Annotated in this window: 24 protein-coding genes; 16 read left to right on the top strand and 8 right to left on the bottom strand. The window is 64.0% G+C overall.

Translation table 11 applies throughout. The features are described from left to right. Window positions 1-30 precede the first annotated feature (30 nt). Window positions 31-1,164, top strand: coding sequence for a nickel/cobalt efflux transporter (locus tag AC56DI_RS17660; RefSeq protein WP_496347302.1), 1,134 nt, complete (start codon window positions 31-33; stop codon window positions 1,162-1,164). Window positions 1,165-1,193: 29 nt separating this feature from the next. On the opposite strand, the gene AC56DI_RS17655 is transcribed toward AC56DI_RS17660, so the two are convergent. After that, window positions 1,194-1,925 carry a Crp/Fnr family transcriptional regulator gene (locus AC56DI_RS17655; protein WP_496347301.1) on the bottom strand — a complete coding sequence of 244 codons (732 nt, stop codon included), beginning with the start codon at window positions 1,923-1,925 and terminating at the stop codon, window positions 1,194-1,196. A gap of 178 nt (window positions 1,926-2,103) precedes the next feature. Between AC56DI_RS17655 and AC56DI_RS17650 the strand changes: the two genes are divergently transcribed. From AC56DI_RS17650 to AC56DI_RS17635, 4 genes are all read left to right on the top strand, one after another. Further along, on the top strand, window positions 2,104-3,348 hold the full coding sequence (locus AC56DI_RS17650; RefSeq protein ID WP_496347546.1) for a TIGR03862 family flavoprotein: 1,245 nt from the start codon (window positions 2,104-2,106) through the stop codon (window positions 3,346-3,348). A gap of 42 nt (window positions 3,349-3,390) precedes the next feature. Continuing rightward, a complete protein-coding gene (locus tag AC56DI_RS17645) occupies window positions 3,391-4,005 on the top strand; it encodes a GNAT family N-acetyltransferase (RefSeq protein WP_496347300.1) in 615 nt (204 codons plus the stop codon). Between the two features lie 93 nt (window positions 4,006-4,098). Next, window positions 4,099-5,121: a response regulator gene (locus AC56DI_RS17640; protein WP_496347299.1), complete on the top strand. Its 1,023-nt coding sequence runs from the start codon at window positions 4,099-4,101 to the stop codon at window positions 5,119-5,121. A 21-nt stretch (window positions 5,122-5,142) separates the two neighbouring features. Further along, window positions 5,143-5,592 (top strand): PAS domain-containing protein, encoded by a 450-nt coding sequence (locus tag AC56DI_RS17635; RefSeq protein WP_496347298.1) that lies wholly within the window; start codon window positions 5,143-5,145, stop codon window positions 5,590-5,592. A 94-nt stretch (window positions 5,593-5,686) separates the two neighbouring features. Here the strand turns inward: AC56DI_RS17635 and rhlE1 are convergent, their stop codons facing one another. After that, a complete protein-coding gene (gene rhlE1 / locus AC56DI_RS17630) occupies window positions 5,687-7,018 on the bottom strand; it encodes an RNA helicase RhlE1 (protein ID WP_324517256.1) in 1,332 nt (443 codons plus the stop codon). A gap of 177 nt (window positions 7,019-7,195) precedes the next feature. Here rhlE1 and AC56DI_RS17625 point away from each other — a divergent pair, with 177 nt between their 5' ends. The 3 genes from AC56DI_RS17625 to AC56DI_RS17615 are packed head-to-tail and all read left to right on the top strand — an operon-like array spanning window position 7,196 to window position 9,172. After that, complete coding sequence (locus AC56DI_RS17625; RefSeq protein WP_496347545.1) at window positions 7,196-7,804, top strand: LemA family protein; 609 nt, start codon at window positions 7,196-7,198, stop codon at window positions 7,802-7,804. Beyond that, complete coding sequence (locus AC56DI_RS17620) at window positions 7,804-8,529, top strand: TPM domain-containing protein (protein WP_496347297.1); 726 nt, start codon at window positions 7,804-7,806, stop codon at window positions 8,527-8,529. The genes AC56DI_RS17625 and AC56DI_RS17620 overlap by 1 nt, the downstream gene beginning before the upstream one ends. A 25-nt stretch (window positions 8,530-8,554) precedes the next feature. Further along, window positions 8,555-9,172, top strand: coding sequence for a TPM domain-containing protein (locus tag AC56DI_RS17615; protein WP_496347296.1), 618 nt, complete (start codon window positions 8,555-8,557; stop codon window positions 9,170-9,172). Here the strand turns inward: AC56DI_RS17615 and AC56DI_RS17610 are convergent, their stop codons facing one another. Further along, window positions 9,173-9,781 carry a 3'-5' exonuclease gene (locus AC56DI_RS17610; RefSeq protein ID WP_496347295.1) on the bottom strand — a complete coding sequence of 203 codons (609 nt, stop codon included), beginning with the start codon at window positions 9,779-9,781 and terminating at the stop codon, window positions 9,173-9,175. Window positions 9,782-9,816: 35 nt separating this feature from the next. After that, entirely contained in the window at window positions 9,817-10,296 is a 480-nt protein-coding gene (locus AC56DI_RS17605; RefSeq protein WP_324517251.1) for a LabA-like NYN domain-containing protein, read from the bottom strand. Window positions 10,297-10,440: 144 nt separating this feature from the next. Here AC56DI_RS17605 and AC56DI_RS17600 point away from each other — a divergent pair, with 144 nt between their 5' ends. Beyond that, a complete protein-coding gene (locus tag AC56DI_RS17600) occupies window positions 10,441-11,115 on the top strand; it encodes a DUF7847 domain-containing protein (protein WP_496347294.1) in 675 nt (224 codons plus the stop codon). On the opposite strand, the gene AC56DI_RS17595 is transcribed toward AC56DI_RS17600, so the two are convergent. Continuing rightward, on the bottom strand, window positions 11,090-11,932 hold the full coding sequence (locus tag AC56DI_RS17595; RefSeq protein WP_496347293.1) for an SDR family oxidoreductase: 843 nt from the start codon (window positions 11,930-11,932) through the stop codon (window positions 11,090-11,092). The two genes, AC56DI_RS17600 and AC56DI_RS17595, sit on opposite strands and share 26 nt — an antisense overlap. Before the next feature lie 201 nt (window positions 11,933-12,133). Here AC56DI_RS17595 and AC56DI_RS17590 point away from each other — a divergent pair, with 201 nt between their 5' ends. Next, on the top strand, window positions 12,134-12,919 hold the full coding sequence (locus tag AC56DI_RS17590; RefSeq protein ID WP_496347292.1) for a substrate-binding periplasmic protein: 786 nt from the start codon (window positions 12,134-12,136) through the stop codon (window positions 12,917-12,919). Here AC56DI_RS17590 and hrpB read toward each other — a convergent pair. Further along, entirely contained in the window at window positions 12,916-15,435 is a 2,520-nt protein-coding gene (gene hrpB, locus AC56DI_RS17585) for an ATP-dependent helicase HrpB (protein WP_496347291.1), read from the bottom strand. The two genes, AC56DI_RS17590 and hrpB, sit on opposite strands and share 4 nt — an antisense overlap. A gap of 132 nt (window positions 15,436-15,567) precedes the next feature. On the opposite strand from hrpB, the gene pmcY reads away from it, so the two are divergent. The 5 genes from pmcY (at window position 15,568) to AC56DI_RS17560 (ending at window position 18,709) form a co-directional block, all read left to right on the top strand. Continuing rightward, on the top strand, window positions 15,568-15,984 hold the full coding sequence (gene pmcY / locus AC56DI_RS17580; protein ID WP_496347290.1) for a periplasmic Zn2+ metallochaperone PmcY: 417 nt from the start codon (window positions 15,568-15,570) through the stop codon (window positions 15,982-15,984). A gap of 33 nt (window positions 15,985-16,017) precedes the next feature. Next, window positions 16,018-16,908, top strand: coding sequence for a cation diffusion facilitator family transporter (locus AC56DI_RS17575; RefSeq protein ID WP_496347289.1), 891 nt, complete (start codon window positions 16,018-16,020; stop codon window positions 16,906-16,908). Window positions 16,909-17,021: 113 nt separating this feature from the next. After that, the gene (locus AC56DI_RS17570; protein ID WP_422587197.1) at window positions 17,022-17,438 is read left to right on the top strand and encodes an MAPEG family protein; all 417 of its coding nucleotides are present in this window, start codon (window positions 17,022-17,024) and stop codon (window positions 17,436-17,438) included. 475 nt (window positions 17,439-17,913) lie between these two features. Then, window positions 17,914-18,393 (top strand): Lrp/AsnC family transcriptional regulator, encoded by a 480-nt coding sequence (locus AC56DI_RS17565; protein WP_324517244.1) that lies wholly within the window; start codon window positions 17,914-17,916, stop codon window positions 18,391-18,393. 100 nt (window positions 18,394-18,493) lie between these two features. After that, window positions 18,494-18,709 (top strand): DUF2788 domain-containing protein, encoded by a 216-nt coding sequence (locus AC56DI_RS17560; protein ID WP_496347288.1) that lies wholly within the window; start codon window positions 18,494-18,496, stop codon window positions 18,707-18,709. Between the two features lie 132 nt (window positions 18,710-18,841). Here the strand turns inward: AC56DI_RS17560 and AC56DI_RS17555 are convergent, their stop codons facing one another. Beyond that, complete coding sequence (locus AC56DI_RS17555) at window positions 18,842-19,411, bottom strand: pseudouridine synthase (RefSeq protein WP_496347287.1); 570 nt, start codon at window positions 19,409-19,411, stop codon at window positions 18,842-18,844. Window positions 19,412-19,567: 156 nt separating this feature from the next. Between AC56DI_RS17555 and AC56DI_RS17550 the strand changes: the two genes are divergently transcribed. Further along, a complete protein-coding gene (locus AC56DI_RS17550) occupies window positions 19,568-20,617 on the top strand; it encodes an MBL fold metallo-hydrolase (protein ID WP_496347286.1) in 1,050 nt (349 codons plus the stop codon). Here AC56DI_RS17550 and AC56DI_RS17545 read toward each other — a convergent pair. Further along, entirely contained in the window at window positions 20,614-21,381 is a 768-nt protein-coding gene (locus AC56DI_RS17545) for a helix-turn-helix domain-containing protein (RefSeq protein WP_496347285.1), read from the bottom strand. The two genes, AC56DI_RS17550 and AC56DI_RS17545, sit on opposite strands and share 4 nt — an antisense overlap. Window positions 21,382-21,450 lie beyond the last annotated feature (69 nt).

Below are 21,450 nucleotides of genomic sequence, written 5' to 3'. Positions count from 1 at the left end.
ACATTCGCAGCGCAGCGCCAAGGATACTCCATGCTCCCAATCGCCGAACTGCTCCAGCAAGGTTCCAGCAACGCCTGGCTGTTTATCCCCAGTGCCATTTTGCTCGGCGCCTTGCACGGCCTGGAGCCGGGGCATTCAAAAACCATGATGGCGTCGTTCATCATCGCCATCCGCGGCAGCGTGGCGCAGGCCATCCTGCTTGGCCTGTGCGCGGCGCTGTCGCACTCACTGATCGTCTGGCTGCTGGCCGCAGTCGCGCTGAAGTTCGGTAATGAGCTGATCGCCGAGCAGGCCGAGCCCTACTTCATGCTGCTCTCGGCGCTAATCGTCGCTGCCGTGGCGCTGTGGATGTTCTGGCGCACCCGCAAGGACAATCTGGCCGCGACGATGCAGGAGCAGGCGCCCCACGGCGGCAAGCTCATCAATACCGGCCACGGCCTGCTCGAAGTCAGCATTTATGAGGACGGCGTGCCGCCGCACTTTCGCCTATATCGCTACGACGCCCAGATGCAGCCGTTGCCGATAGCGGCCGAGGAACACCTCGAAGTGGCAATCCTGCGTCCGGATAACAGCCGCGAAACCTTCAGCCTGCACGCCGCAGACGGCTACCTGGCGAGCACCACCCCTATCGCCGAACCCCATGAGTTCATGCTGCACCTGAGCCTCGGCCACCAGGATCACCAACATCATTTCACCCTGCAGTTCAGTGAAGCTCAGCACGAGCACCATCATCACGATCACGATCATGCTGCGCACAGCCACACGAGCGACACCCGCGGCGACTACCAGGACGCCCACCAACGCGCCCATGCCGCCGAGATTGAAAAGCGCTTTGCCGGCCGCCGGGTGAGCAATGGGCAGATCGCCCTGTTCGGCCTCAGCGGCGGCCTGGTGCCCTGCCCAGCCTCCGTCACCATTCTGCTGATTTGCCTGCACCTCAAGCAGTTCAGCCTGGGCGCGGCGCTGGTTGCTTCGTTCAGCCTCGGCCTGGCCATCGCCCTGGTGGGTGTTGGCGTCATTGCCGCCTGGAGCGCACGCCAAGCCAGCCAGCGCTTTACCGGCCTGAGCCACCTGGCGCGCAAAATGCCCTACCTATCCAGCGCCCTGATGTTGCTGGTCAGCGCAGTGATGGGTATCCAGGGCTGGCTGCACCTCAGCCTGTGACACGAGGCTGCGGATCAGGCCGGAGACGATCAGAGCGGCGAGGGTTGTGCTGACGAGACTGGGAACAGGCGCTCAAACTCATTTTTAACCACGCTGAAGCACTCACAGCAGCGCTGTTGCAGTCCGGGCCGATCCAGCAGGCTGATGCAGCCGCGGTGATAACTGATCAGCCCAGCATCCTGCAGCTTGCCCGCCACTTCCGAAACGCTGCCGCGGCGCACACCGAGCAGGTGGGCGATCAGCTCCTGGGTCATCAGCAACCGATTGTTCGGCAAGCGCTCGAAATATTGCAGCAGCCAGTTGCAGAGCTGCTGATCCAGCGAGTGCAGACGCACGCACACCAGACGTTGGGCCATTTGCGTCAACAATGCTTGGGTGTAACGCAGTATCTTTTGTTGCAGCGCACCGGCCTGATCGAACTCGGTCTTGAGCAACGAGCCTTTCAGCCGATAGGCCGAGCCCGGACATTGCACCATGGCCCGGTTGAGGGTGGTTTCACCGCCCATGAACAGGACCAGGCCGACGAGACCTTCGTTACCGACCACGGCGATTTCCAGCGCGGAGCCATCCTTGATGGTGTACAGCAGCGAAACGATGGCATCGGTGGGGAAGTAGATATGCCGCATCGGTTCCCCGGCCTGGCACAGCACCTGGCCCACCGCCAAGGGAACCCGTTCGAGAAATGGCAACAATCGCTCGAGGTCTTCGGCGGGCAAGGCCGCCAGCAGGTGATTTTGGCGTGGATCACTGGGGCAAAGCATTAACATCCTTGGCTCGAAGGTGCGGTTATCCATGGCAGGCATGGGCCGGCAGCCAACATCATGGCGACAAACCCCCAAGAGTTCTGTCCGTTTCCGAACAGAGCGCGCCGAAGTTGGCGAGATGGCCAGCTCTGCTCGGGTAGAATGCCCAATCCTCGTCATCGACCGTGCCTTGCCCATGCCCCATTCAACCCCGACCCCATCCTTGCCCGCCGTAATCATCGGCGGCGGCCCCGCCGGCCTGATGGCAGCGGAAGTGCTGGCCCTAGCCGGGATCAAGGTCGAGCTGTTCGATGCCATGCCCTCGGTCGGACGCAAGTTCCTCCTGGCCGGCGTCGGCGGCATGAACATCACCCACGCCGAGCCCACTGCGGCCTTTCTCGGCCGCTACGGCGAGCGCCGTGACGCGTTGGAAAAACTCCTGCATGGCTTCGACGCCACTGCGCTACGTGAGTGGATCCACGGCCTGGGCATCGACACCTTTGTCGGCAGCTCCGGGCGCGTGTTCCCCACCGACATGAAGGCCGCGCCACTGCTGCGTGCCTGGCTCAAGCGCCTGCGCGAGCGGGGTGTAACCCTTCATACCCGCAGCCGCTGGCTGGGCTGGAACGACGATGGCAGCCTGCGCATCGCCAGCGCGGAGGGCGAGCGCGCCGTAAACGCCAGCGCCACCCTGCTGGCCCTTGGCGGCGGTAGCTGGGCGCGCCTGGGTTCCGATGGCGCCTGGATGCCCTTGCTGGCCGCCCGCGGGGTTCCCCTGACAGCCTTGCAACCGAGCAATTGTGGTTTCGACGTGGCCGGCTGGAGCCCGTTGTTTAGGGATAAATTCGCCGGCGCGCCGGTCAAGTCCACGGCCATCGCTCTCGATCAGCAAGCGCCGCGCCTGGGTGAATTCGTGATCACTGCCAGCGGCGTGGAAGGCAGCCTGATCTATGCCCTGTCGGCACCAATCCGCGAGCAGATCAACCAGCACGGCACGGCAACCATTCACCTCGACCTGCTGCCGCATAAAACCGCAGAACAGATCGAAACCGTGCTGCGCAAACCGCGCGGCAGCAAATCCATCAGCAACCACCTGCGCAGTCAACTCGGCCTGGACGGCGTACGCGCCGGCCTGCTGCGCGAGCTGAGCGACGCCGCCACCTTCACCGAGCCGAGCTTACTGGCCGCCGCGATCAAACGCTTGCCGTTGACGCTGGTGCGCACCCGGCCGCTGGACGAAGCCATCAGCACGGCCGGCGGCGTGCCCTTCGAGGCGCTAAGCGAACAGTTGATGCTGCGCCAACTGCCGGGGGTGTTCTGTGCCGGCGAAATGCTCGACTGGGAGGCGCCCACCGGCGGCTACCTGCTCACCGCCTGCTTCGCCAGCGGCCGCGCCGCAGGGTTGGGTATGGCTGACTGGCTGCGGGTACGGATAAAGTAGAACGATAGTGCTAAATTCGCACTCTCCATCCCGCACGAGTCCATGCCCATGTCCCTGCACTTTCGCCGCGCCCGCCCCGAGGATGTCGACGCCGCCGTTGCCTTGATCTACAGCTCCGGCCCTGCGGCCTTCGATTACGTCTTCAGCGGTACACCCAAAGGCACCGCCCTGGACTTCCTGCGCCGCGTGTTCGTCAGCGGCGCCGGGCAATTTGGTTACCGACAGCATTGGGTCGGCGAACAAGACCGTCAGGTGGTCGCCGCCGGCACCGCCTTGAGCGGTGAAGTAAACCTGCGCAACATGGCCGGCGCGGCGGCGCAAATCATCGGTTTTTATGGCCTGCGGCATTGTTGGCGCGTGCTGTGGCGCGGCCTGCAGATGGAACGCATTGTCCTGCCGCCGCCCAAGCGCACCTTCTATCTCGCTCATTTGGGCGTCAGCAGCGCCCTTACCGGGCAAGGCATCGGCAGCCAATTGATTGAGTTTCTCCTGCAGCAGGGCCGTAGCGCGGGCTTTGCCAGGACGGCACTGGACGTTTCCGCCGGCAACCCGAACGCCCAGCGTCTGTACGAACGCCTGGGCTTTGTCGTGCAGGTCGAGCGGGCGTCCCATCTGCCCGGCATTGCCGCGCATCGCTATCTGCAACGACTGCTCTGAGTCGGACTCGCACGCAGCAGCCCTGAACGGCTATGCTGGAGGCAAGCCGGCAAGCGAACCGGCACCTTATCTGCGTACGGTGGTAGCCCGACAGTGATTCCTCTTCTGGTCTGCGATGACTCCATGATGGCGCGCAAGCAGCTGATTCGCGCGCTGCCGGCCGAATGGCCGGTGACCATCAGCCAAGCCAACCACGGCGAAGAAGCCATGCAGGTGCTGCGTCAGGGCCTGGCTGAAGTGATGCTGCTGGACCTGACCATGCCGGTGATGGACGGCTTCGAGGTGCTTGCTGCCCTGCGGGATGAAGGCATCAGCTGCAAGGTCATCGTGGTCTCCGGCGACGTGCAGGAAGAAGCCATTCGCCGGGTCAACGAACTCGGCGCCCTGGCCTTTATCAAAAAACCCGCCGACCCGGAAAAACTGCGCGAGACCCTCAGCAATCTGGGCCTGCTTGCACCGCCCGCCCCCGCCGGCGCCACAAGTGCCCCCGCCGCGGTGGCGGTACCGCCGCGGCCGGCGTTCGAGCTGAAGGTCAACTTCCGCGATGCCCTGCGCGAGATCAGCAACGTCGCCATGGGCCGCGCCGCCGCCCTGCTGGCCAAGGTGCTGGGGGTGTTCGTACAGCTGCCGGTGCCGGCGGTGAATATCTTCGAGGTCAGCGAGCTGCACATGACCCTCGCCGACGCCCAGCGTGGCGAGCGCTTCAGCGCCCTGTGCCAGGGGTTTATCGGCGACGGCATCGCCGGCGAAGCCTTGCTGCTGTTTCACGACTCGGAAATTGCCGACATCAGCCGGCTGTTCAAGTGGCAACCCAAGGATGAAACGGAAACCTCGGAGATGCTCCTGGACCTGGCCAGCATCCTGATTGGCGCCTGCCTGAGCGGAATTTCCGAGCAGATTGACGTGCGCTTCTCCCAGGGTCATCCACAACTGCTGGGCCTACATGGCTCCATCGACAGCCTGATTCACGTCAACCAGCAGCGCTGGCGCAAGACCCTGGCGGTGGAGATCAGCTACAGCCTGGAAGGCCACAACGTGCATTTCGACCTGTTGCTGCTGTTCACCGAAGACTCGATCCAGCGCCTCAGCCACAAGATCAACTACCTGCTCAACTAGGTTCGCAAGCGAGAAGCCGGCATGCCCGCACAGATCGACATCAAAGAGTTCCACTGGCTACTGGATATCGTCCAGTGCATCGATGTGGGCGTGATCGTGCTGGACCGCCAGTACCAGATCGAAGTGTGGAACAGCTTTATGGAAAACCATTCGGGCATGGGGCCGGATGAGGTTTACGGTAAATCGTTGTTTGGCTTGTTCGCGGAAATCGATGAGGCCTGGTTCCGCCGCAAGGTCGACACCGTGGTGCAACTGGGCACCCGCGCCTTCAGCCTATGGGAACAACATCCGTACCTGGTGCACTTCAAGAACTACCAGCCGATCACCGGGCAAGCCGACTACATGTACCAGAACGTCACGCTGCTGCCGCTGACGGCCGCCAACGGCGCGGTCGAGCACATTTGCGTGGTGATCTACGATGCCACCGAGGCAGCCGTACACAAGCGCCAGCTGGAAGCCGCACGGGCCTGATCGCCGTAGGATGGGTTGAGCGCAGCGATACCCATCAATCGCCATGGTGGGTTACGCCGCTGCGCGGCTAACTCACCCTACGTCTCGCGAGCGTTTACTTCTTCTTTTTCGGCCCGGTGTTGAAGCTCGGCACCTTGCGCACGGCCTTGACCGGCGGCGCACTTGGCTCATCAGCGCTTTCCAACCATTTGCCCAGGGTCTTCTTGCCGCCACCACCGACGATTTTCGGCTTTTTCGGTTTCTTGGCTTTTTTCAGCACCTGGCCACTGGCATCGGTAAGCGGTACCCGGTGCTCGGGTTCAAAATCCTGTTCATCCACGCGCTTGAGGAGTTGCCCGGTCAGCACTTCGATGGCCGCCAGCATATTCACCTCATCGGCGCACACCAGGGAGATCGCCTGCCCCGTATTGCCGGCACGGCCGGTACGGCCGATGCGGTGGACATAATCTTCGGCAACGATCGGCAGATCGAAGTTGACCACCAGTGGCAGGTCGTCAATATCCAGGCCGCGGGCCGCCACATCGGTGGCCAGCAGGATCTGCACTTCGCGGGCCTTGAAGCGGTCCAGGGCCCGTTGACGGGTAGCCTGGGGCTTGTCGCCGTGGATACCGTCGGCGTTGATGCCCTGCTGCTGCAGTAACTCAGTAAGCTCATCAACGCCCTTGCGGGTTTTCACGAACACCAGGGCCTGGGTCCATTTCTGTTTTTTCAGCAGATGACAGAACAGCTCGGTCTTGCGCTTCTTGTCGACCGGGATCAGCCACTGCTTGACGCTGCTGGCCGCGACATTGCGCGGGCTGACTTCGATGCTCAGCGGGTCATCCAGCATTTGCCCGGCCAGCAGGCGGATAGCCTCGGAGAAGGTGGCGGAGAACAGCAGGGTCTGGCGCTTCTTCGGCAGGGCCGCATAGACCGCGCGCAGCTCGTCGGCAAAGCCCAAGTCGAGCATGCGGTCGGCTTCGTCCAGCACCAGGGTCTGCAACTGGTTGAACTTCACCGCGTTCTGGCGGAACAGATCGAGCAGGCGACCGGGAGTGGCCACCAGCACGTCGATGCCCTTGCGCAGCTTCATCATCTGCGGGTTGATGCTCACCCCGCCGTATACGGCGTAGGTGCGCAGCGGCAAGTGCTGGCCGTAGGTACGAAAGCTCTCATGCACCTGCTCGGCCAGCTCGCGGGTCGGCACCAGCACCAAGGCGCGCACCGAATTACTCGCCACTTCCGGACCTTCCATCATCAAGCGCTGCAGCAGCGGCAAGGCAAAACCGGCGGTCTTACCGGTGCCGGTCTGCGCCGCGGCCATCAGGTCACGGCCGGCCAGCACCGCCGGGATCGCCTGGGCCTGCACCGGCGTCGGGATCTTGTAGTCGAGTTCGTCGAGGGCGCGCTGCAGGGGTTCGATCAGGCCGAGGGAGGCGAAAGTCATGGAGGTAACCAGAGTTCAGGAAAGCGAATATGCCAAGCCGCACAGTTTAACCTGCCCACGCGTCGCCAGCCTGATTCTGTTCGGCCTATCGCCGTTGTCCCGGACTGGCGGCTGGCGCAACGCCTGTTCAGGCGGTAGGGTGTGACTCCAATTTCTGCCGCAGGGAGCATCCAGAACATGCCGACCTTCACCCTTGCCCCACGGGGCGCCCGCCTCGCCGCCCTGTTGTTGCTGACCACGCTGCTCAGCGGCTGCGGCATCAACAACATTCCCACCTATGACGAACAGGTCAAAGCCGCCTGGGCCCAAGTGGAGAACCAATACCAACGGCGCGCCGACCTGATCCCCAACCTGGTGGCCACCGTCAAGGGCTACGCCAAGCAAGAGCAGGAGACCCTGACGGCGGTGATCGAAGCCCGCGCCAAGGCCACATCGATTCAGGTCGACGCCAGCACCCTGAACAACCCGCAGGCCATGCAGCAGTTCCAGCAAGCTCAGACCCAACTGAGCGGCGCCTTGAGCCGTCTGTTGGTGGTGGCCGAGCGCTACCCGGAGCTGAAGTCCAACCAGAACTTCATGGCCCTGCAATCCCAACTGGAGGGCACGGAGAACCGCATCAGCGTGGCGCGCCGCGACTTCATCACCAGCGTCGAGCGCTACAACCGCGAGATTCGCACCTTCCCAGGTCGGATCTGGCATAGCGTGCTGTACAGCGACATGCCGCTGCGGGAAAACTTTGAAGCAACCGCCCCGGCAGCCGATAAAGCGCCTGAAGTGAAATTCTGATGGGCCGCCTGTGGCGCCTGCCACTGCTCGTGCTGCTGGCCGGCTGGCTGAGTCTGAGCCAGGCCGAGGTCAGCTTTCCGCCCCTGAGCGGTCGGGTGGTGGACCAGGCAGGGTTGCTTGATGCCGCCACCGAGGCGCGCCTCAGTCAGCTGCTGGCTGCCCATGAACAGGCCAGCAGCGACCAATTGGTGGTGGTCACCCTGAGCGACCTGCAAGGGCTGCCGATTGAGGACTTTGGCTACCAACTGGGCCGTCACTGGGGCATTGGCCAGCAGGGCAAGGATAACGGCGTCCTGCTGCTGGTCGCCCGCGACGAACGCAAGGTGCGCATCGAAGTCGGTTATGGCCTCGAAGGCACCCTGACCGACGCCCAGGCGGCGCTGATCATTCAGCAAAAGCTGCTCCCCGCGTTCAAACGCGGCGCTTATGCCGAGGGCATCAGCGCTGGGGTCGACGCCATTCTGCAAGTGCTGGGCGGTCAACCCCTGGCCCAACCGCCACCGACTGCGGCGTCTAACGGCTTGGGTACGGCACTGTTTATGCTGATGCTGATTATCGTCGTGGTGCTGATACTCGGCCGCCTCGACCTGGTCATCCCTTTTCTGCTGGCCAGCGGCAGCTCGCGCCACGGTGGTTACGGCGGTGGCGGTGGAGGGTTCGGCGGCGGCGGTTTTGGTGGCGGTGGTGGCGGCTTCGGAGGCGGTGGTGCCTCGGGTGGCTGGTAATGGAATACGCACAGGAGCAACAGCCATGAGCCTACTCAGCGCGAATGAGCAACAGCAGGTGGCGGATGCCATTGCCCAGATCGAACGCGACACTGATGCCGAACTGGTCACGGTACTGGCCGCCCAGGCCGATGATTACCGCGACGTCGCCCTGCTCTGGGCCAGCCTGCTGGCCTTGCTGCTGCCGGGGGCGATCAACTACTACCCGGCCTGGCTGGATAGCGGCCAACTGCTGCTGGTGCAATGGGCGAGCTTTATCGGCCTGGCCCTGCTCTTCAGTCGCCCGCGCATTAGCGCCCGTTTGGTGCCACGGGCGGTGCGCCACTGGCGGGCCGGCAACCTGGCGCGGCGGCAGTTCCTCGAACACAACCTGCACCATACGGCGGGCGAAACCGGCATGCTGATTTTCGTCGCCGAGGCCGAGCGTTATGTCGAGATTCTGGTCGATCGCGGCATCTCCCGACACCTGCCAGATAGCACCTGGCAAACGCAGATCGATGCCTTCACCCGCCAGGTGCGGCAGGGCCAGACGCTGCAAGGGTTTCTCGACTGCATTCAGGGCTGTGGCGCGCACCTCAAGCAGCACCTGCCAGCCAGCCACAGCCGCAACGAGCTGCCCAACCGTTTGGTGTTACTGCCTTAGCTAGCCGCGCGCTTTGCTAAGGGCTTCGGCAATCTTCGCCGCCGGCACTTTCTGCAAGCGGCACAGCAGTGCATGGGGAATCTCGCGAATGCCATGGCGTTCGCGCAGTTGCGCGGCCATAAACAGCATCAGGTTGGCGGCCATTTCCGCATCGGCCATGGCCCGGTGCGCCTGGCCGGTGTGGGGCAACTGCGCCCAACTGTTGAGGGTGCCGAGCTTGTGATTGGGCGCCTGCGGCAGCAGGCGACGAGCCAGCAGCATCGAGCAGGCAAAATCCTGTACGCGCTGGCGCTGGATCAGGCCCAGTTCGGCATCCCAGAACTTCTGGTCGAACGAGGCGTTGTGTGCCACCAGCGGCGTGCGCCCGACAAACTCAGCCACCTGAGCCATCACCTCGGCCGCCGGCGGGGCCTTGCGCAGCATGGCATTGCTGATGCCAGTCAGGCTTTCGATAAACGGCGGCACATAGGCACCACTGTTCATCAGGTTCTGATAACGGGCAACGATGCGCCCGTCCTCGACGATCACCGCAGCGATCTCCGTGGCACGACAACTGTGGCCGGGTGACATGCCGGTGGTTTCAAAGTCGATGACTGCGATGGGTTCCACGAACGATCCGTTTTATTCAGGTAAGAGGTCGGGGCTCAGTTCTTCAGCAGCAAGCTGCCTTCCACCGGCACATAGCGACTGGCCGCCCGCATCAGCGCCTGGGCGGTCAGGCCCGGCACGCCGTAGGCCACGGCCTCGACGCCGTAACTGGCGCGGATCTTGTCGAGCAGAATGGCAAAGTCGCCGTCACCGGAGGCCAGCACCACTTCATCCACCCGCGGCGCAGCATCCAGCACGTCGATGGTAATACCCACGTCCCAGTCGCCCTTGGCCGAGCCATCGCTGCGCTGGATGTAGGGTTTGAGCTTCACCGTAAAACCGAGGTTGCGCAGGATCTGCTGGAACTGCTGCTGCTTGGCATCGCCGCGCTCGATGGCATAGGCGTATGCCTCGACAATCTGCCCGCGCTGGCTGATGTCCGCCCACAGGGCGGCATAGTTGAAGTGGCAGCCATGGGCCTGGCGCACCGTGTAATAGAGGTTCTGCACATCGGCGAATACGGCGATTTTCTTCACCAGGAGTTCCTGCGGGCGAAAGCGGAGGCCGATTATGGGCGAACACCCCGGCCGGTGCACCCTTCCTCGATCAGCGCAGCGGCAATTGGAACCACTACAGGCAACCCGCTACAGTGGGCACCCACTCACCGTTGATGCCTGCCGATGAACCCGCTGATTCCCCTGCGCGACGCCTGGTACTTTTTTAGCCGCCACCTGATCACCATCGCCCTGCTGTGCCTGCCCTGGGTGCTGCTGGAAAATCTGCTCGCCCAGTTCATCGGTCTCTGGGCTGGCGAGAGCACCAGCGTGCCTTACAGCCTGCTGGCCGGCCTGCTGATCTATCCGCTGTACAGCGCCGCGCTGATTCTGCTGGTGGATGCCCGCAGCCGTGGTCTGCAGCCACGCATTGCCGACCTGCTGGCCGCGGCCCTACGCCTGTGGCCGAGCCTGGCCGTACTGACAGCCCTGACCAGCCTGCTGATCCTGCTGGGCATTTCGCTGCTGGTGCTGCCGGGGCTGTGGGTGATGGTCAAGCTGGCCTTTGCCGAATACCTGCTGGTGCTACGCGGCTACACGCCACTGGCCGCCTTGCGCGGCAGCCTGAATCTCAGTGCCGGGCATTTTTGGCCGCTGCTGGCCTGCCTGCTGGCGGTGTTGTTGCCGTTGTGGCTGCTGGACTGGTGGGTGTATCAACTAGTGGGCGAGTCGCCTAGCGCCTGGTTGAGCCTGCTGCTGGACAGCGCCAATGGCTTCCTGCAGCTGTTCCTGACCCTGGTGATGCTACGTTACTTCATCCTGATCGAAAACAGCCCTAGCGTCCGCCCCGATCTGGCTTGATCCCGGAGATGCGCGGCAACAGCGCACGCTCGAACAGCCAGGGGAAATAGCGCGCCAGCAGGCGCGCCCGCCAGTTGACGTTGGACAACACCAGCAAGCTCTTGCGCTTGAGTGCTGCGCGGTAGACCTCCTCGGCCACGTCATGGGCCGAGGCCACCCGGCCCATGGCCAGGGGCGGACTCGGCGCCAACCCGGCGTCACCGACCAGGGCATTCTTGCGCAGGTCGGTGGCGGTAAAGCCCGGACAGACCAGCATGACATTCACCCCCGAACCCTTGATCTCGTAACGCAGCGTCTCAAACAGACCATGCAGCGCGTGCTTGCTGGCGTTGTAGGCGCTGCGATACAGCAGCGGAGCAAAACCCGACAGCGAGCTGAGTACGATGATCTGCCCGTGTCGAGCAATCAGGCTGGGCAACGCTGCCTTGGTGCAGTTCAGCGCGCCGAAATAGTTGACCGCCATGACCCGCTGAAACACCTCCAGATCGGTGTCGGCAAAGGTGCTGCGGTGGCTGACGCCGGCATTGTTGACCAGCACATCGATGCCACCAAAACGCTCTGTGGCCAGCGCCACGGCCTCTTGCACCGCCGCTGCATCGGCCACGTCGCAGCGCAGGCCCATGGCCTCCACATGGTGATGATCAGCCAGGTGCTGCAACAGACCATCCAACTCATCCTGCTGCAGATCGAGAATCACCAACCGCGCGCCAGCCTGAGCAAAACGCAACACCAGCGCCCGGCCGATACCGGCACAGCCGCCGGTGACCAGCACCACCTTGCGCTCATAAACCTTGCTGGTAAAAACCTTGCGATGCATGCCCAACCCCCACGATCAAAGCGACAAGTTACTCAGGCGCTGCTGCCCTTCCGTTCACGCATGCACCAGCGACAGCCCCTCACCCGCCCAGCATAGCCTCAAGGCGCCGGGGATGCGGCGCCCGACACCGTAACGGCAGCGCAACATGATGGCCTCGGGCTAAACTGACGAAACTGCACCTCGGCCAACCACGGTTACTTTATGCCCTTGACCCGCACACCTGCACGACCGCGCTTTGGCTTACTGCTGTGGGCATTGTCATGCCTGTGCCTGAGCGAAATCAGCATGGCCGCCGACCGCGAACCGGTGCGCTTTGCCTACCTGGAATTCCCGCCTTTCAGTTACACCGACAGCCAGGGCCGCGCCCATGGCGAGATCATCGGTATCATTCGCCAACTGTTGCAGCAGGCCGGCTACCCCGCCGAGTTCCGCTCACTGCCGGGTGCTCGGCTGTACAACGGCCTGGTGGACGGCAGCGTGCAGATGTCGGCTGGCGCACCGGGCGTGCCGCAATTACAGGGGCATATTCTCGAAGGCCGGCACCAACTGAGTACCGTGGACATCAACCTTTACCACCGCACCGACACGGCGCCACCGGCACTGCCGGAAGGGCTGCGCGGCAAACGTCTGCTGCTGATCAACGGCTACGCCTACCGCCAGCCGATTTCCGACTGGCTGACCGATCCCAGTCTCGACGTACAGATAAGCCGCAGCAGCAGCCACCAGGCGGCCCTGGCGATGCTGATGCGCCGGCGCGGTGATTTTCTGATCGACTACAGCAAGCCCATCGAGCAAGCCTTGCAGGATGCCGACTTACCGGAGCTGCCCTACATCACCTTGCGCCACCTGCCGATCACCCTGCAGATTTCCAAGGCCATGCCCGGCGCCGAACAGCTGCGCGACGACCTCGACCGCGCCTATGAACACCTGCAGCTCGGCGCACCGCCAGCAACGCCGCCAGCAGTAGAACCGAAGGCAGCCAACTAGCGGCGCGGTTTGGCCCGCGCAGTGGGCTCGGCAATTAAGGGGTCGTCTGGCCAGTAATGCTTCGGGTAGCGGCCCTTAAGGTCCTTCTTCACCTCCAGGTAGGTATTGGCCCAGAAGCTGGCCAGGTCCTGGGTCACCTGCACCGGCTTGTGCCCCGGCGACAGCAGATGCAGCAGCAGTTGCTGACGACCGCCCGCGATACGCGGCGTCACCGCCAGGCCGAACAACTCCTGCAGGCGCACCGCCAACACCGGCGTGTCGTGCTCATAATCGATGCGAATACGCGAGCCGGACGGCACCTCCAGGCTTTTCGGCGCCAGCTCATCGAGGCGCTGGGGCAGCGGCCAGGGCAACAGACTGGCGAGCATTGCCGGCAAATCCAGGTTGGCAAAGTGACTGAGGCGGCTGACCTTGCCCAGGTACGGCAGCAGCCAGTCGTCCAGGCGCGCCAGCAGCGCGGCGTTACTCACGTCCGGCCAGTCGCTGTGCCCCGCCTGGGCCAGGTCCAGGCGCCGCAATAAGGCCAGGCGCGCCTGCCACTGACGCAATTCCGGGGTCCAGGCCAGCAGCTCCAGGCCCTTGCGCCGCACCAGAGCGAGCAGGGCCTGACCACGGGCGTCGGCATCCAGATCAGTCAGCGGCTGACTGTCGAGCAGCAACTCTCCGACCTTGCGCTGGCGCTCGGCGCGCAGCACGCCTTCGCGCTCGTCCCAGTCCAGCACATCGAGGCTGCGCACCTGTTCGGCCAGCGGCCCGGCGAACAGCTCAACCTCAAGATCGGCCGCCAGGTAGATGCGCTCCTCGCGCTGGCCCTGACGGCTGCCGAGATCGGCGATCACCAACCACTCGTGCTTCATCAGCCCATCGGTTTCGCTGAACAGCGCCGCCCGGCCATTGGCCAGGCGATACTCGGCTGCGCCAGCCCGGCGCTGGCGGGCAATACGGTCGGGGTAGGCCAATGCCAGCAGACAACCGAGCCAGCGCGGATGCTCGGGATCGGCCACGGGCGAAGTCGCTTTGCCACGCAAATAACCCCGGTACTGACGGGCCAGTTGCCGTGCCCGCGACACCCCGCCAGCACTGCTGCGGCCAGCCTTGTCGGCGCCGCTGAGCAAGGCCATGCGGCTGTGCAGATCGGCACCGGCACCGCGCAAAATATCGCGCTCGCCGAGCAAGGCGGCCAAGTCGCAGGCCGCCGTCGCCAGACCAAGCGCCTGACCGCGCAGCAGCAAATGGGCGATGCGCGGATGGGCCGGCAGCTCGGCCATCGCCTGGCCGTGGGCGGTCAGCGCACCGCGACCATCTAGGGCACCGAGTCGCCCGAGCAGGTCACGCGCCTGGGCGAAAGCCGCCGCCGGCGGTGGGTCCAGCCAGGCCAACTCAGCCGGCTGCACGCCCCAGCGCGCCAACTGCAGGGCCACGCCAGCGAGGTCGGCCTGAAGGACTTCGGCCGTACCATAGGCGGCCAATTGTTCGTGCTGGGCCTCGGACCACAGCCGGTAACACACCCCCGGCTCCAGACGCCCGGCGCGACCAGCACGCTGGGTGGCCGAGGCGCGAGCAATACGCTGAGTGTCCAGGCGGGTCATGCCACTGGCCGGATCGAAGCGCGGCACCCGCTCTAAACCAGCGTCGATCACCACGCGCACGCCGTCGATGGTCAGGCTGGTTTCGGCAATATTGGTGGCCAGCACCACCTTGCGCTGACCTGCCGGCGCCGGCTCGATGGCCGCGCGCTGGGCCGCCAGGTCCAGTTCGCCATGCAGCGGGCAGAGCACAACCTCCGTGCGGCCGGCCAACGCGTCGGCCAATTGCTCATGCACCCGGCGGATCTCGGCTTGACCGGGGAGAAACACCAGCAGGCTGCCGGGTTCATCGCTAAGGGCCTGCAGCACCGTCTGCACGACTTTCGGTTCAACCCATTCGCCCGGCTGAAAGGGTCGCCCCCAGTGGATCGCCACCGGGTGCATGCGTCCGCTGCTGCTGACCACTGGCGCATCACCGAGCAAGGCCGCCAGGCGCTCGCCTTCCAGGGTGGCGGACATCAGCAGGATCTTCAGCGGCGGTTCGTCACGCAGCAATTCGCGGCCATTGAGGCTCAGGGCCAGGGCCAGGTCGGCATCCAGACTGCGCTCGTGGAACTCATCGAAGATAATCAGACCGACGCCTTCCAGGGCGGGGTCGTCCTGCAGGCGGCGGGCGAGGATGCCCTCGGTGACCACCTCGATACGGGTACGCGGGCCGACCTTGCTGTCCAGGCGAATGCGATAACCGACCGTTTCACCCACCGCCTCGCCAAGTTCGCTGGCCAGCCGCTCGGCCGCTGCGCGGGCCGCCAACCGCCGTGGCTCAAGCATCAGAATGCGTTGCTCGCCCAGCCACGGCTCGTGCAGCAGCGCCAGCGGCACCCGCGTGGTTTTACCGGCGCCGGGCGGCGCTTCCAGCACCGCTTCGTGGCGCTCGCGCAGGGCGGCACACAGGGCGGGCAAAACGTCATCAATGGGTAAGGGTTTCATCGGCACTCCAGCGCAGGCCGGCGATTATAGCGGCGAACGACTAATCCTCGCGCCAGCCGGCATAAGCGTGCCGCCGCACAGCATTGTCGGGCGCTGCTTGGTATAGTGGCGGCCTTATTTTTGGAGGTGCTTATGCGCTCGCAATTCCGTGGTATCTGCGCCGTTCTGGCCATCACCCTCCTCAGCCAGGTGGCCGCGTGCGGCACCCTGTTCTACCCCGATCGGCGCGGCCAGATCGACGGCAAGATCGACCCGGCCATCGCCATCGCCAATGCCGTCGGCCTGCTGTTTTATGTGATTCCCGGCCTGATTGCCTTTGCCATCGACTTCACCACCGGCGCCATCTACCTGCCCGAAGGCACCTACTCGGTTGCCCCTGAGCGCCTGCAGGACGCCGTGGGCCGCGACGGCCAGATCGACAACCACAAACTCAAAGCCATCATCGAGGAACAAACCGGTCACCAGCTGCCGCTGCTGCACCCCAACCTGCGACAGCAGCACGGCAGCCTGGAACAACTGGCCAGCCTCGGTTTGCGCAACGCCGGCTAAGCAGTACGTCTAACTATTTCGTCTGGAGTTTGCATGTCGATCAGTGCCGAACACGCTCGTTTAATGCGCCTGGCCAGTGGCGCGGCACTGGTCGTTGCCCTCAGCCTGGCCCTGGCTAAAGCCGTTGCCTGGTGGATGAGCGGCTCGGTGAGCCTGCTGGCGGGGCTGACCGATTCGCTGCTGGACGGCGCCGCCTCTCTGCTCAACCTGCTGGCCGTGCACTACGCCCTGCGCCCGGCAGATGACGATCACCGCTACGGCCACGGCAAGGCCGAAGCCCTGGCAGGCCTTGGGCAATCGCTGTTTATCGGCGTCAGCGCGATCCTGGTCGGCGTCCAGGGCGTCAACCGCGTGCTCCATCCGGAACCCCTCGGCGCCCAGGGCCTGGGCATCGCCGTGATGCTGGTGTCCCTGGGCCTGACCGCCGCCCTGTTAGTGTTCCAGCAGCATGTGGTCAAAGTCACCGGCTCCACCGCCATCCGTGCCGACTCGCTGCACTACCGCTCCGACCTGCTGCTCAACAGCAGCATCCTGCTGGCGCTGATCCTCGCCGGTTTTGGCTGGCATCGCCTGGACGCGATCTTCGGTATTGCCATCGCCTTCTACATTCTCTGGAGCGCCCTGAGCATTGCCCGCGAATCCGTTGCGGTGCTGATGGATGCCGAGTTGTCCGTGGAGATCACCGAGCGCATGCACCTGCTGGCCTGCACCGTGCCTGGCGCACTCGGCGCCCATGACCTGCGCACGCGCATCTCTGGCACCCGCTGGTTCGTGCAACTGCACCTGGAGCTGCCCAACGAAATGCCGCTGTCGCAGGTGCATGAACTGTGCGAGCAGGTCGAAACGGCCATCCAGACCGAATTCCCCCAGGCCGAGGTGTTGGTCCACCCGGACCCGCAGGACGTGCTGCCGGCCTCTGCTTAAGCAGGGTACGCACCGGCAAAAAGGTCGGCGAACACAAGTAGAGCAATTACTCTAAATATCTTAAGCTGGCGCCTCCTTCCGATAACAACAAGATCGAGGTTTCTGCCATGCCCATCGCCCTTACCCCCAGCGCTATCGCCCTGCTCGGTCTGGTGGCCTGGAGCCTGCTACTGGTGTTTCTGCTGGCCAACATGCGCGGCATCAAGGTGCTCGGCGGACACAAGGCCGTCAACGCCTTCAATGCCGACGGCAGCGACGTACCCGGCTTCGGCCAGCGCCTGACCCGCGCCTACGCCAACTGCCTGGAAAACCTGCCAGGCCAAGCCGCCGTGCTGCTGTTCGCCATGCTGGCCGGGCAAACCGCACTCACCGACCCGCTGGCCCTCGGCCTGCTGGCCGCGCGCGTACTGCAATCGCTGGTGCACCTGCTGAGCACCGCGCCGCTGTTCGTCTGGCTGCGTTTTGCCAGCTACCTGGTGCAGGTGCTGATTCTGGCCTGGTGGCTGTTGCAGCTCAGCGGCCTGCTCTAAACCTGCCGGGAGCAAATCCGGCGCAACAAAAAGGCTTCATATCCGTTAACTATTGCAGCGCTAGCGTCGCGCAGTAGGAGCGGCTTCAGCCGCGAATTTCGCGGATAAATCCGCTCCTACAAAAGCTCAATCGCACCGTCAACGCATAACGTAGAAAGAGCCAACAAAAAGGGCGTCCCGCGGGACGCCCTTTTTGCTTTCATCCGGCACTGGCGAGGGTAGCGCGCTGTGCATCGCAGGCCTGATTGGGCGCTGCGAACCCGGTGGCCAGGCCACCCCGATAAGGGCGCCGGCATCGACTCACCTGGTTGGGCGGGTCGGCTGGACGAGAATGTCCGGGCCTTGAAACTGAGAAGAATATTAGCGCCGCAGCTGCGGAAAAAGATTGCGAAGATTGCCGAACCGCACGTCACTTGCGCAACAAATCACCACAAGCGCATGATATCGCGCAATACAGCTAATAAATCAGGCCAACATGAACAAACTCGACCGCTACGACCTGAACATTCTCAGCGAATTGCAGCGCGACTCGCGGATTTCCAACCAAGACCTGGCCGAGCGCATCGGCCTGTCGCCCTCGCCGTGCTCGCGACGGGTCAAGCAACTGGAGGACGACGGCTACATCCTCCGTCAGGTAGCCCTACTGGACCGCAAGAAGCTCGGTCTGAGCCTGACCGCCTATGTGCTGATCGGCATGGACCGGCACACCCCGGAACGCTTTGAGGGTTTCGAAGGTGCCATCCGCCAATGCCCGGAGGTGCTTGAGTGCAGCCTGGTGACCGGAATGGACGCGGACTATCAACTGAAGGTGGTGGTGGCCGACATGGACCACTACCAGAAGTTTCTCCTCGGCCACCTGACCCGCATCGAAGGGGTGACCAGCGTGCGCTCCAGCTTCGTGCTCAACCAAGTGCTGAGTAGCACCGAGCTGCCGCTCAACCACCTGCGCGGCTAAGCCGCGCCCAGCGCTGCCCAGTGGCAGTCGCCAGCGCCGGCAACGCGCGTATAATCGCCGCGCCGCTGCTGCGGCTCCGAATTACGCCACTGAGGTCGCCATGGAAACCGAACAGTTTGAAGCCCTGATGATGTACGTGCTGGTCAGCGGCCTGATGGCCTTTATGGCCTTCATCATCTGGGACCTGGCAAAAACCTCGAAGGCCGGCCGCATGGGCACCGCCATCCTGTTTCTCGGCCTCGGTCTGTGTCTGTTCGCCTTCGCCGCCAAGCCGATCATCGGTTATCTGGTGGAAGTCACCTTCGGCATTCAGTAACAACCACCGCTCTTCGGCTTTGCTGTCACGACAGCGCGGTTCACGCCGTTCGCGGTCGAGACCGCTCCCACGGGATTTGCGCCAGGGGTGCACTTTGTGGGAGCGGTCTTGACCGCGAACTCAGGCGACTCCTTAGGGCAACTGGGCCGGCACCGCACGCCACTCGCCAGGCGCCAGCCCTTCGATACTCCAGGGACCAATGCGCACCCGCACCAGACGCAGAGTCGGCAAGCCCACCGCCGCCGTCATACGTCGCACTTGGCGATTGCGCCCTTCGCGAATCACTAACTCCAGCCAGTGGGTCGGCACGCTCTTGCGAAACCGCACCGGCGGATTGCGCGGCCACAGCTCGGGCTCATCCAACAAACGCGCCTCGGCCGGCAGGGTCGGGCCGTCGTTGAGCTGCACGCCTTCGCGCAATTGCTGCAACTGCTCGGCACTCGGCTCGCCCTCCACCTGCACCCAGTAAGTCTTGGCCAATTTGTGCTTGGGGTCGGCGATGCGCGCCTGCAGGCTACCGACATTGGTCAGTAGCAACAGCCCCTCGCTGTCGCGGTCCAGGCGCCCGGCCGGGTACACGCCCGGCACAGGGATAAAGTCCTTGAGGGTGGCGCGCCCGCCTTCGTCATTAAACTGGGTGAGCACGTCAAACGGCTTGTTGAACAGCAACAGCTGCGGCTCGGCCGGCGCTGGCTTGGCCACTCGCCGTGGCGCAGACGAACCCTGGCCAGGACGTGGGGAACGGGTAGCAGCAGGACGAGCAGGAGGTCGTGACATGAGTAGAAAAGACTTGGCCAGGCGAGCGACGGGAGCGGCATGCTAGGTTGAGCCACCTTCGTCCTGCAAGAGCGAATCCGTATGTTCCGTGTTCTGCGCCCCACCTGGTGGCTGGCCTTGCTCAACCTGCTGGGCCGCCATGGCCGTCCCTACCGAGGGCCCCGCAGCGACCATTTCGATGGCGAACGTTTTCACAACCTCGAACCCAAGGCCCATAAAAGTCTGGGCGATGTACTCAAGTGGCGGTTCAGCCGCCCGCCGCAAATGCAGTGGGTGGCGCAGCCAGGCCCACAGATACCGCCCGAGATCGTCAGCCGGGTGCACGGTGCCGAACTGCGCGTCACCTACATCAATCACGCCACCCTGCTGATCCAGCAGCACGGCCTGAATATCCTCACCGACCCGCTGTGGAGCAAACGCGCCAGCCCGTTCGAATTCATCGGCCCGCAGCGTTATCACCCGCCCGGCCTGAGCCTCGAGCAGCTACCGCCGATTGACCTGATTCTGGTCAGCCACAACCACTACGACCACCTTGACCTGTTCAGCCTGCGCCAACTGGCCGAGCGTTTCCCCAAGGCTCAGGTGGTGACAGGCCTGGGCAATGGCGGGTTGATTGGCGAATGCGGTTTCCCCGATGTCATTGAGCTGGACTGGTGGCAAAGCCTGCCGCTGAACGAGCAGCTCAGCCTGCATGCCGTACCCGTGCAGCACTGGTCGGCACGCGCCCGCCACGACACTAACCGCAGCCTGTGGCTGGGCTTTGTGCTCGACTCGGCCGAAGGGCCGGTGCTGTTTCCCGGTGACAGTGGCCTGGGACCAGAATTCAAACTGATCAACCAGCGCTTCGGCCCGCTGCGCTTTGCCGCCCTGCCGATTGGCGCCTACGCCCCCCGCTGGTTTATGCGCGACAACCACATGAACCCCGACGACGCCGTGCAGGCCCACCAGCAACTGGCCTCGCAGTGCAGCATGGCGATCCACTTCGGTACCTTTAACTTGAGCGACGAGGAGCAGTTTGCCCCGCCCCAGGAACTGGCCAGAGCCCTGGCCGAGCGGCAGGTGCCAGCCAACGAATTCCGCCCGCCCAAGCCCGGCGAGCAGTGGCAAATACCGGTGCTGGCGCGCGCCTAACCCGCATACATGCGCATCCGCCCACGCGGATTGAGCATGGCCGACGGCGGCATGCCGAGGATGCTGCGAAAGGTGCGGCTGAAATGCGCCGAATCAGTAAAGCCAGCCTCCAACGCCGCGGTGGTCAACGACAGGCCCTGGGTCACGCCAACGGCGGTGACGAACAGCCGGTGCCACTGCCGGTAACGGCGGATCGGCACGCCCAGGGTGTCCTTGAACAGCTGCGACAGGCGTGGCTCGGACAAGTCCACCTGGGCCGCCAGATACCGGGCCGAGAGGTTATTCGCCACGTCACGTTTGATCAGCGCCACCACGCTGCTGATGCGCGCATCCAGCTTGAACGGCGCCGGCGTGCCCACCAGTTGTTCGATCAAGGCATAGGCCTGGGCGGGTGTGGTCTGTTCATCAAGCAATTGGCGATGGCGCTCAAGCCACTGCGACTCATCTGCCAGCCCCATACACAGCCCGCCCTCGACCGTCGTCATCTGCCCACGCAGGGCGGCGCAGTCGGCACCAAAGGGGTCTAGATACCAGACCACCAGACGGTTGTCCGCAGCCTGTAAACGCACGCGACTGCCCGATGGCAGCAGCGCACTGCGACACGGCAACAGGCGCCCGGCCGACTCCAGGGTAAAGCCCTGATCGAGGCCAAGCACCAGAGTGGCGGCGGCTTGCGACAGCTCCAGGGACTCGCTCAGTTGACCAATGAACAGGGTGCGGCGGTCCCAGAGATACAGCAATGACGATGGCGTAGCCGAAGGCATGGCGGTGGTCCTGAATGAGCGATCAGCCGTAGCTGTGGCTCTTATTGTTGTCTGGTCGCGAGATTGAGC

This window comes from Pseudomonas sp. BGA-UO-ETr-WB11, assembly GCF_059567785.1.
This window is presented reverse-complemented; position numbering and strand designations above follow the sequence as displayed.

Excerpts from the sequence above, each read along its gene's own strand:
- AC56DI_RS17565 (WP_324517244.1), top strand. The coding sequence starts at position 17,914 with ATGAACAAACTCGACCGCTACGACCTGAACATTCTCAGCGAATTGCAG.
- hrpB (WP_496347291.1), bottom strand. The coding sequence starts at position 15,435 with ATGAAACCCTTACCCATTGATGACGTTTTGCCCGCCCTGTGTGCCGCC.
- AC56DI_RS17620 (WP_496347297.1), top strand. The coding sequence starts at position 7,804 with ATGGGCCGCCTGTGGCGCCTGCCACTGCTCGTGCTGCTGGCCGGCTGG.
- pmcY (WP_496347290.1), top strand. The coding sequence starts at position 15,568 with ATGCGCTCGCAATTCCGTGGTATCTGCGCCGTTCTGGCCATCACCCTC.
- AC56DI_RS17560 (WP_496347288.1), top strand. The coding sequence starts at position 18,494 with ATGGAAACCGAACAGTTTGAAGCCCTGATGATGTACGTGCTGGTCAGC.
- AC56DI_RS17660 (WP_496347302.1), top strand. The coding sequence starts at position 31 with ATGCTCCCAATCGCCGAACTGCTCCAGCAAGGTTCCAGCAACGCCTGG.
- AC56DI_RS17550 (WP_496347286.1), top strand. The coding sequence starts at position 19,568 with ATGTTCCGTGTTCTGCGCCCCACCTGGTGGCTGGCCTTGCTCAACCTG.
- AC56DI_RS17645 (WP_496347300.1), top strand. The coding sequence starts at position 3,391 with ATGCCCATGTCCCTGCACTTTCGCCGCGCCCGCCCCGAGGATGTCGAC.
- AC56DI_RS17615 (WP_496347296.1), top strand. The coding sequence starts at position 8,555 with ATGAGCCTACTCAGCGCGAATGAGCAACAGCAGGTGGCGGATGCCATT.
- AC56DI_RS17595 (WP_496347293.1), bottom strand. The coding sequence starts at position 11,932 with ATGCATCGCAAGGTTTTTACCAGCAAGGTTTATGAGCGCAAGGTGGTG.
- AC56DI_RS17650 (WP_496347546.1), top strand. The coding sequence starts at position 2,104 with ATGCCCCATTCAACCCCGACCCCATCCTTGCCCGCCGTAATCATCGGC.
- AC56DI_RS17635 (WP_496347298.1), top strand. The coding sequence starts at position 5,143 with ATGCCCGCACAGATCGACATCAAAGAGTTCCACTGGCTACTGGATATC.
- AC56DI_RS17600 (WP_496347294.1), top strand. The coding sequence starts at position 10,441 with ATGAACCCGCTGATTCCCCTGCGCGACGCCTGGTACTTTTTTAGCCGC.
- AC56DI_RS17590 (WP_496347292.1), top strand. The coding sequence starts at position 12,134 with ATGCCCTTGACCCGCACACCTGCACGACCGCGCTTTGGCTTACTGCTG.
- AC56DI_RS17625 (WP_496347545.1), top strand. The coding sequence starts at position 7,196 with ATGCCGACCTTCACCCTTGCCCCACGGGGCGCCCGCCTCGCCGCCCTG.
- AC56DI_RS17575 (WP_496347289.1), top strand. The coding sequence starts at position 16,018 with ATGTCGATCAGTGCCGAACACGCTCGTTTAATGCGCCTGGCCAGTGGC.
- rhlE1 (WP_324517256.1), bottom strand. The coding sequence starts at position 7,018 with ATGACTTTCGCCTCCCTCGGCCTGATCGAACCCCTGCAGCGCGCCCTC.
- AC56DI_RS17655 (WP_496347301.1), bottom strand. The coding sequence starts at position 1,925 with ATGCTTTGCCCCAGTGATCCACGCCAAAATCACCTGCTGGCGGCCTTG.
- AC56DI_RS17545 (WP_496347285.1), bottom strand. The coding sequence starts at position 21,381 with ATGCCTTCGGCTACGCCATCGTCATTGCTGTATCTCTGGGACCGCCGC.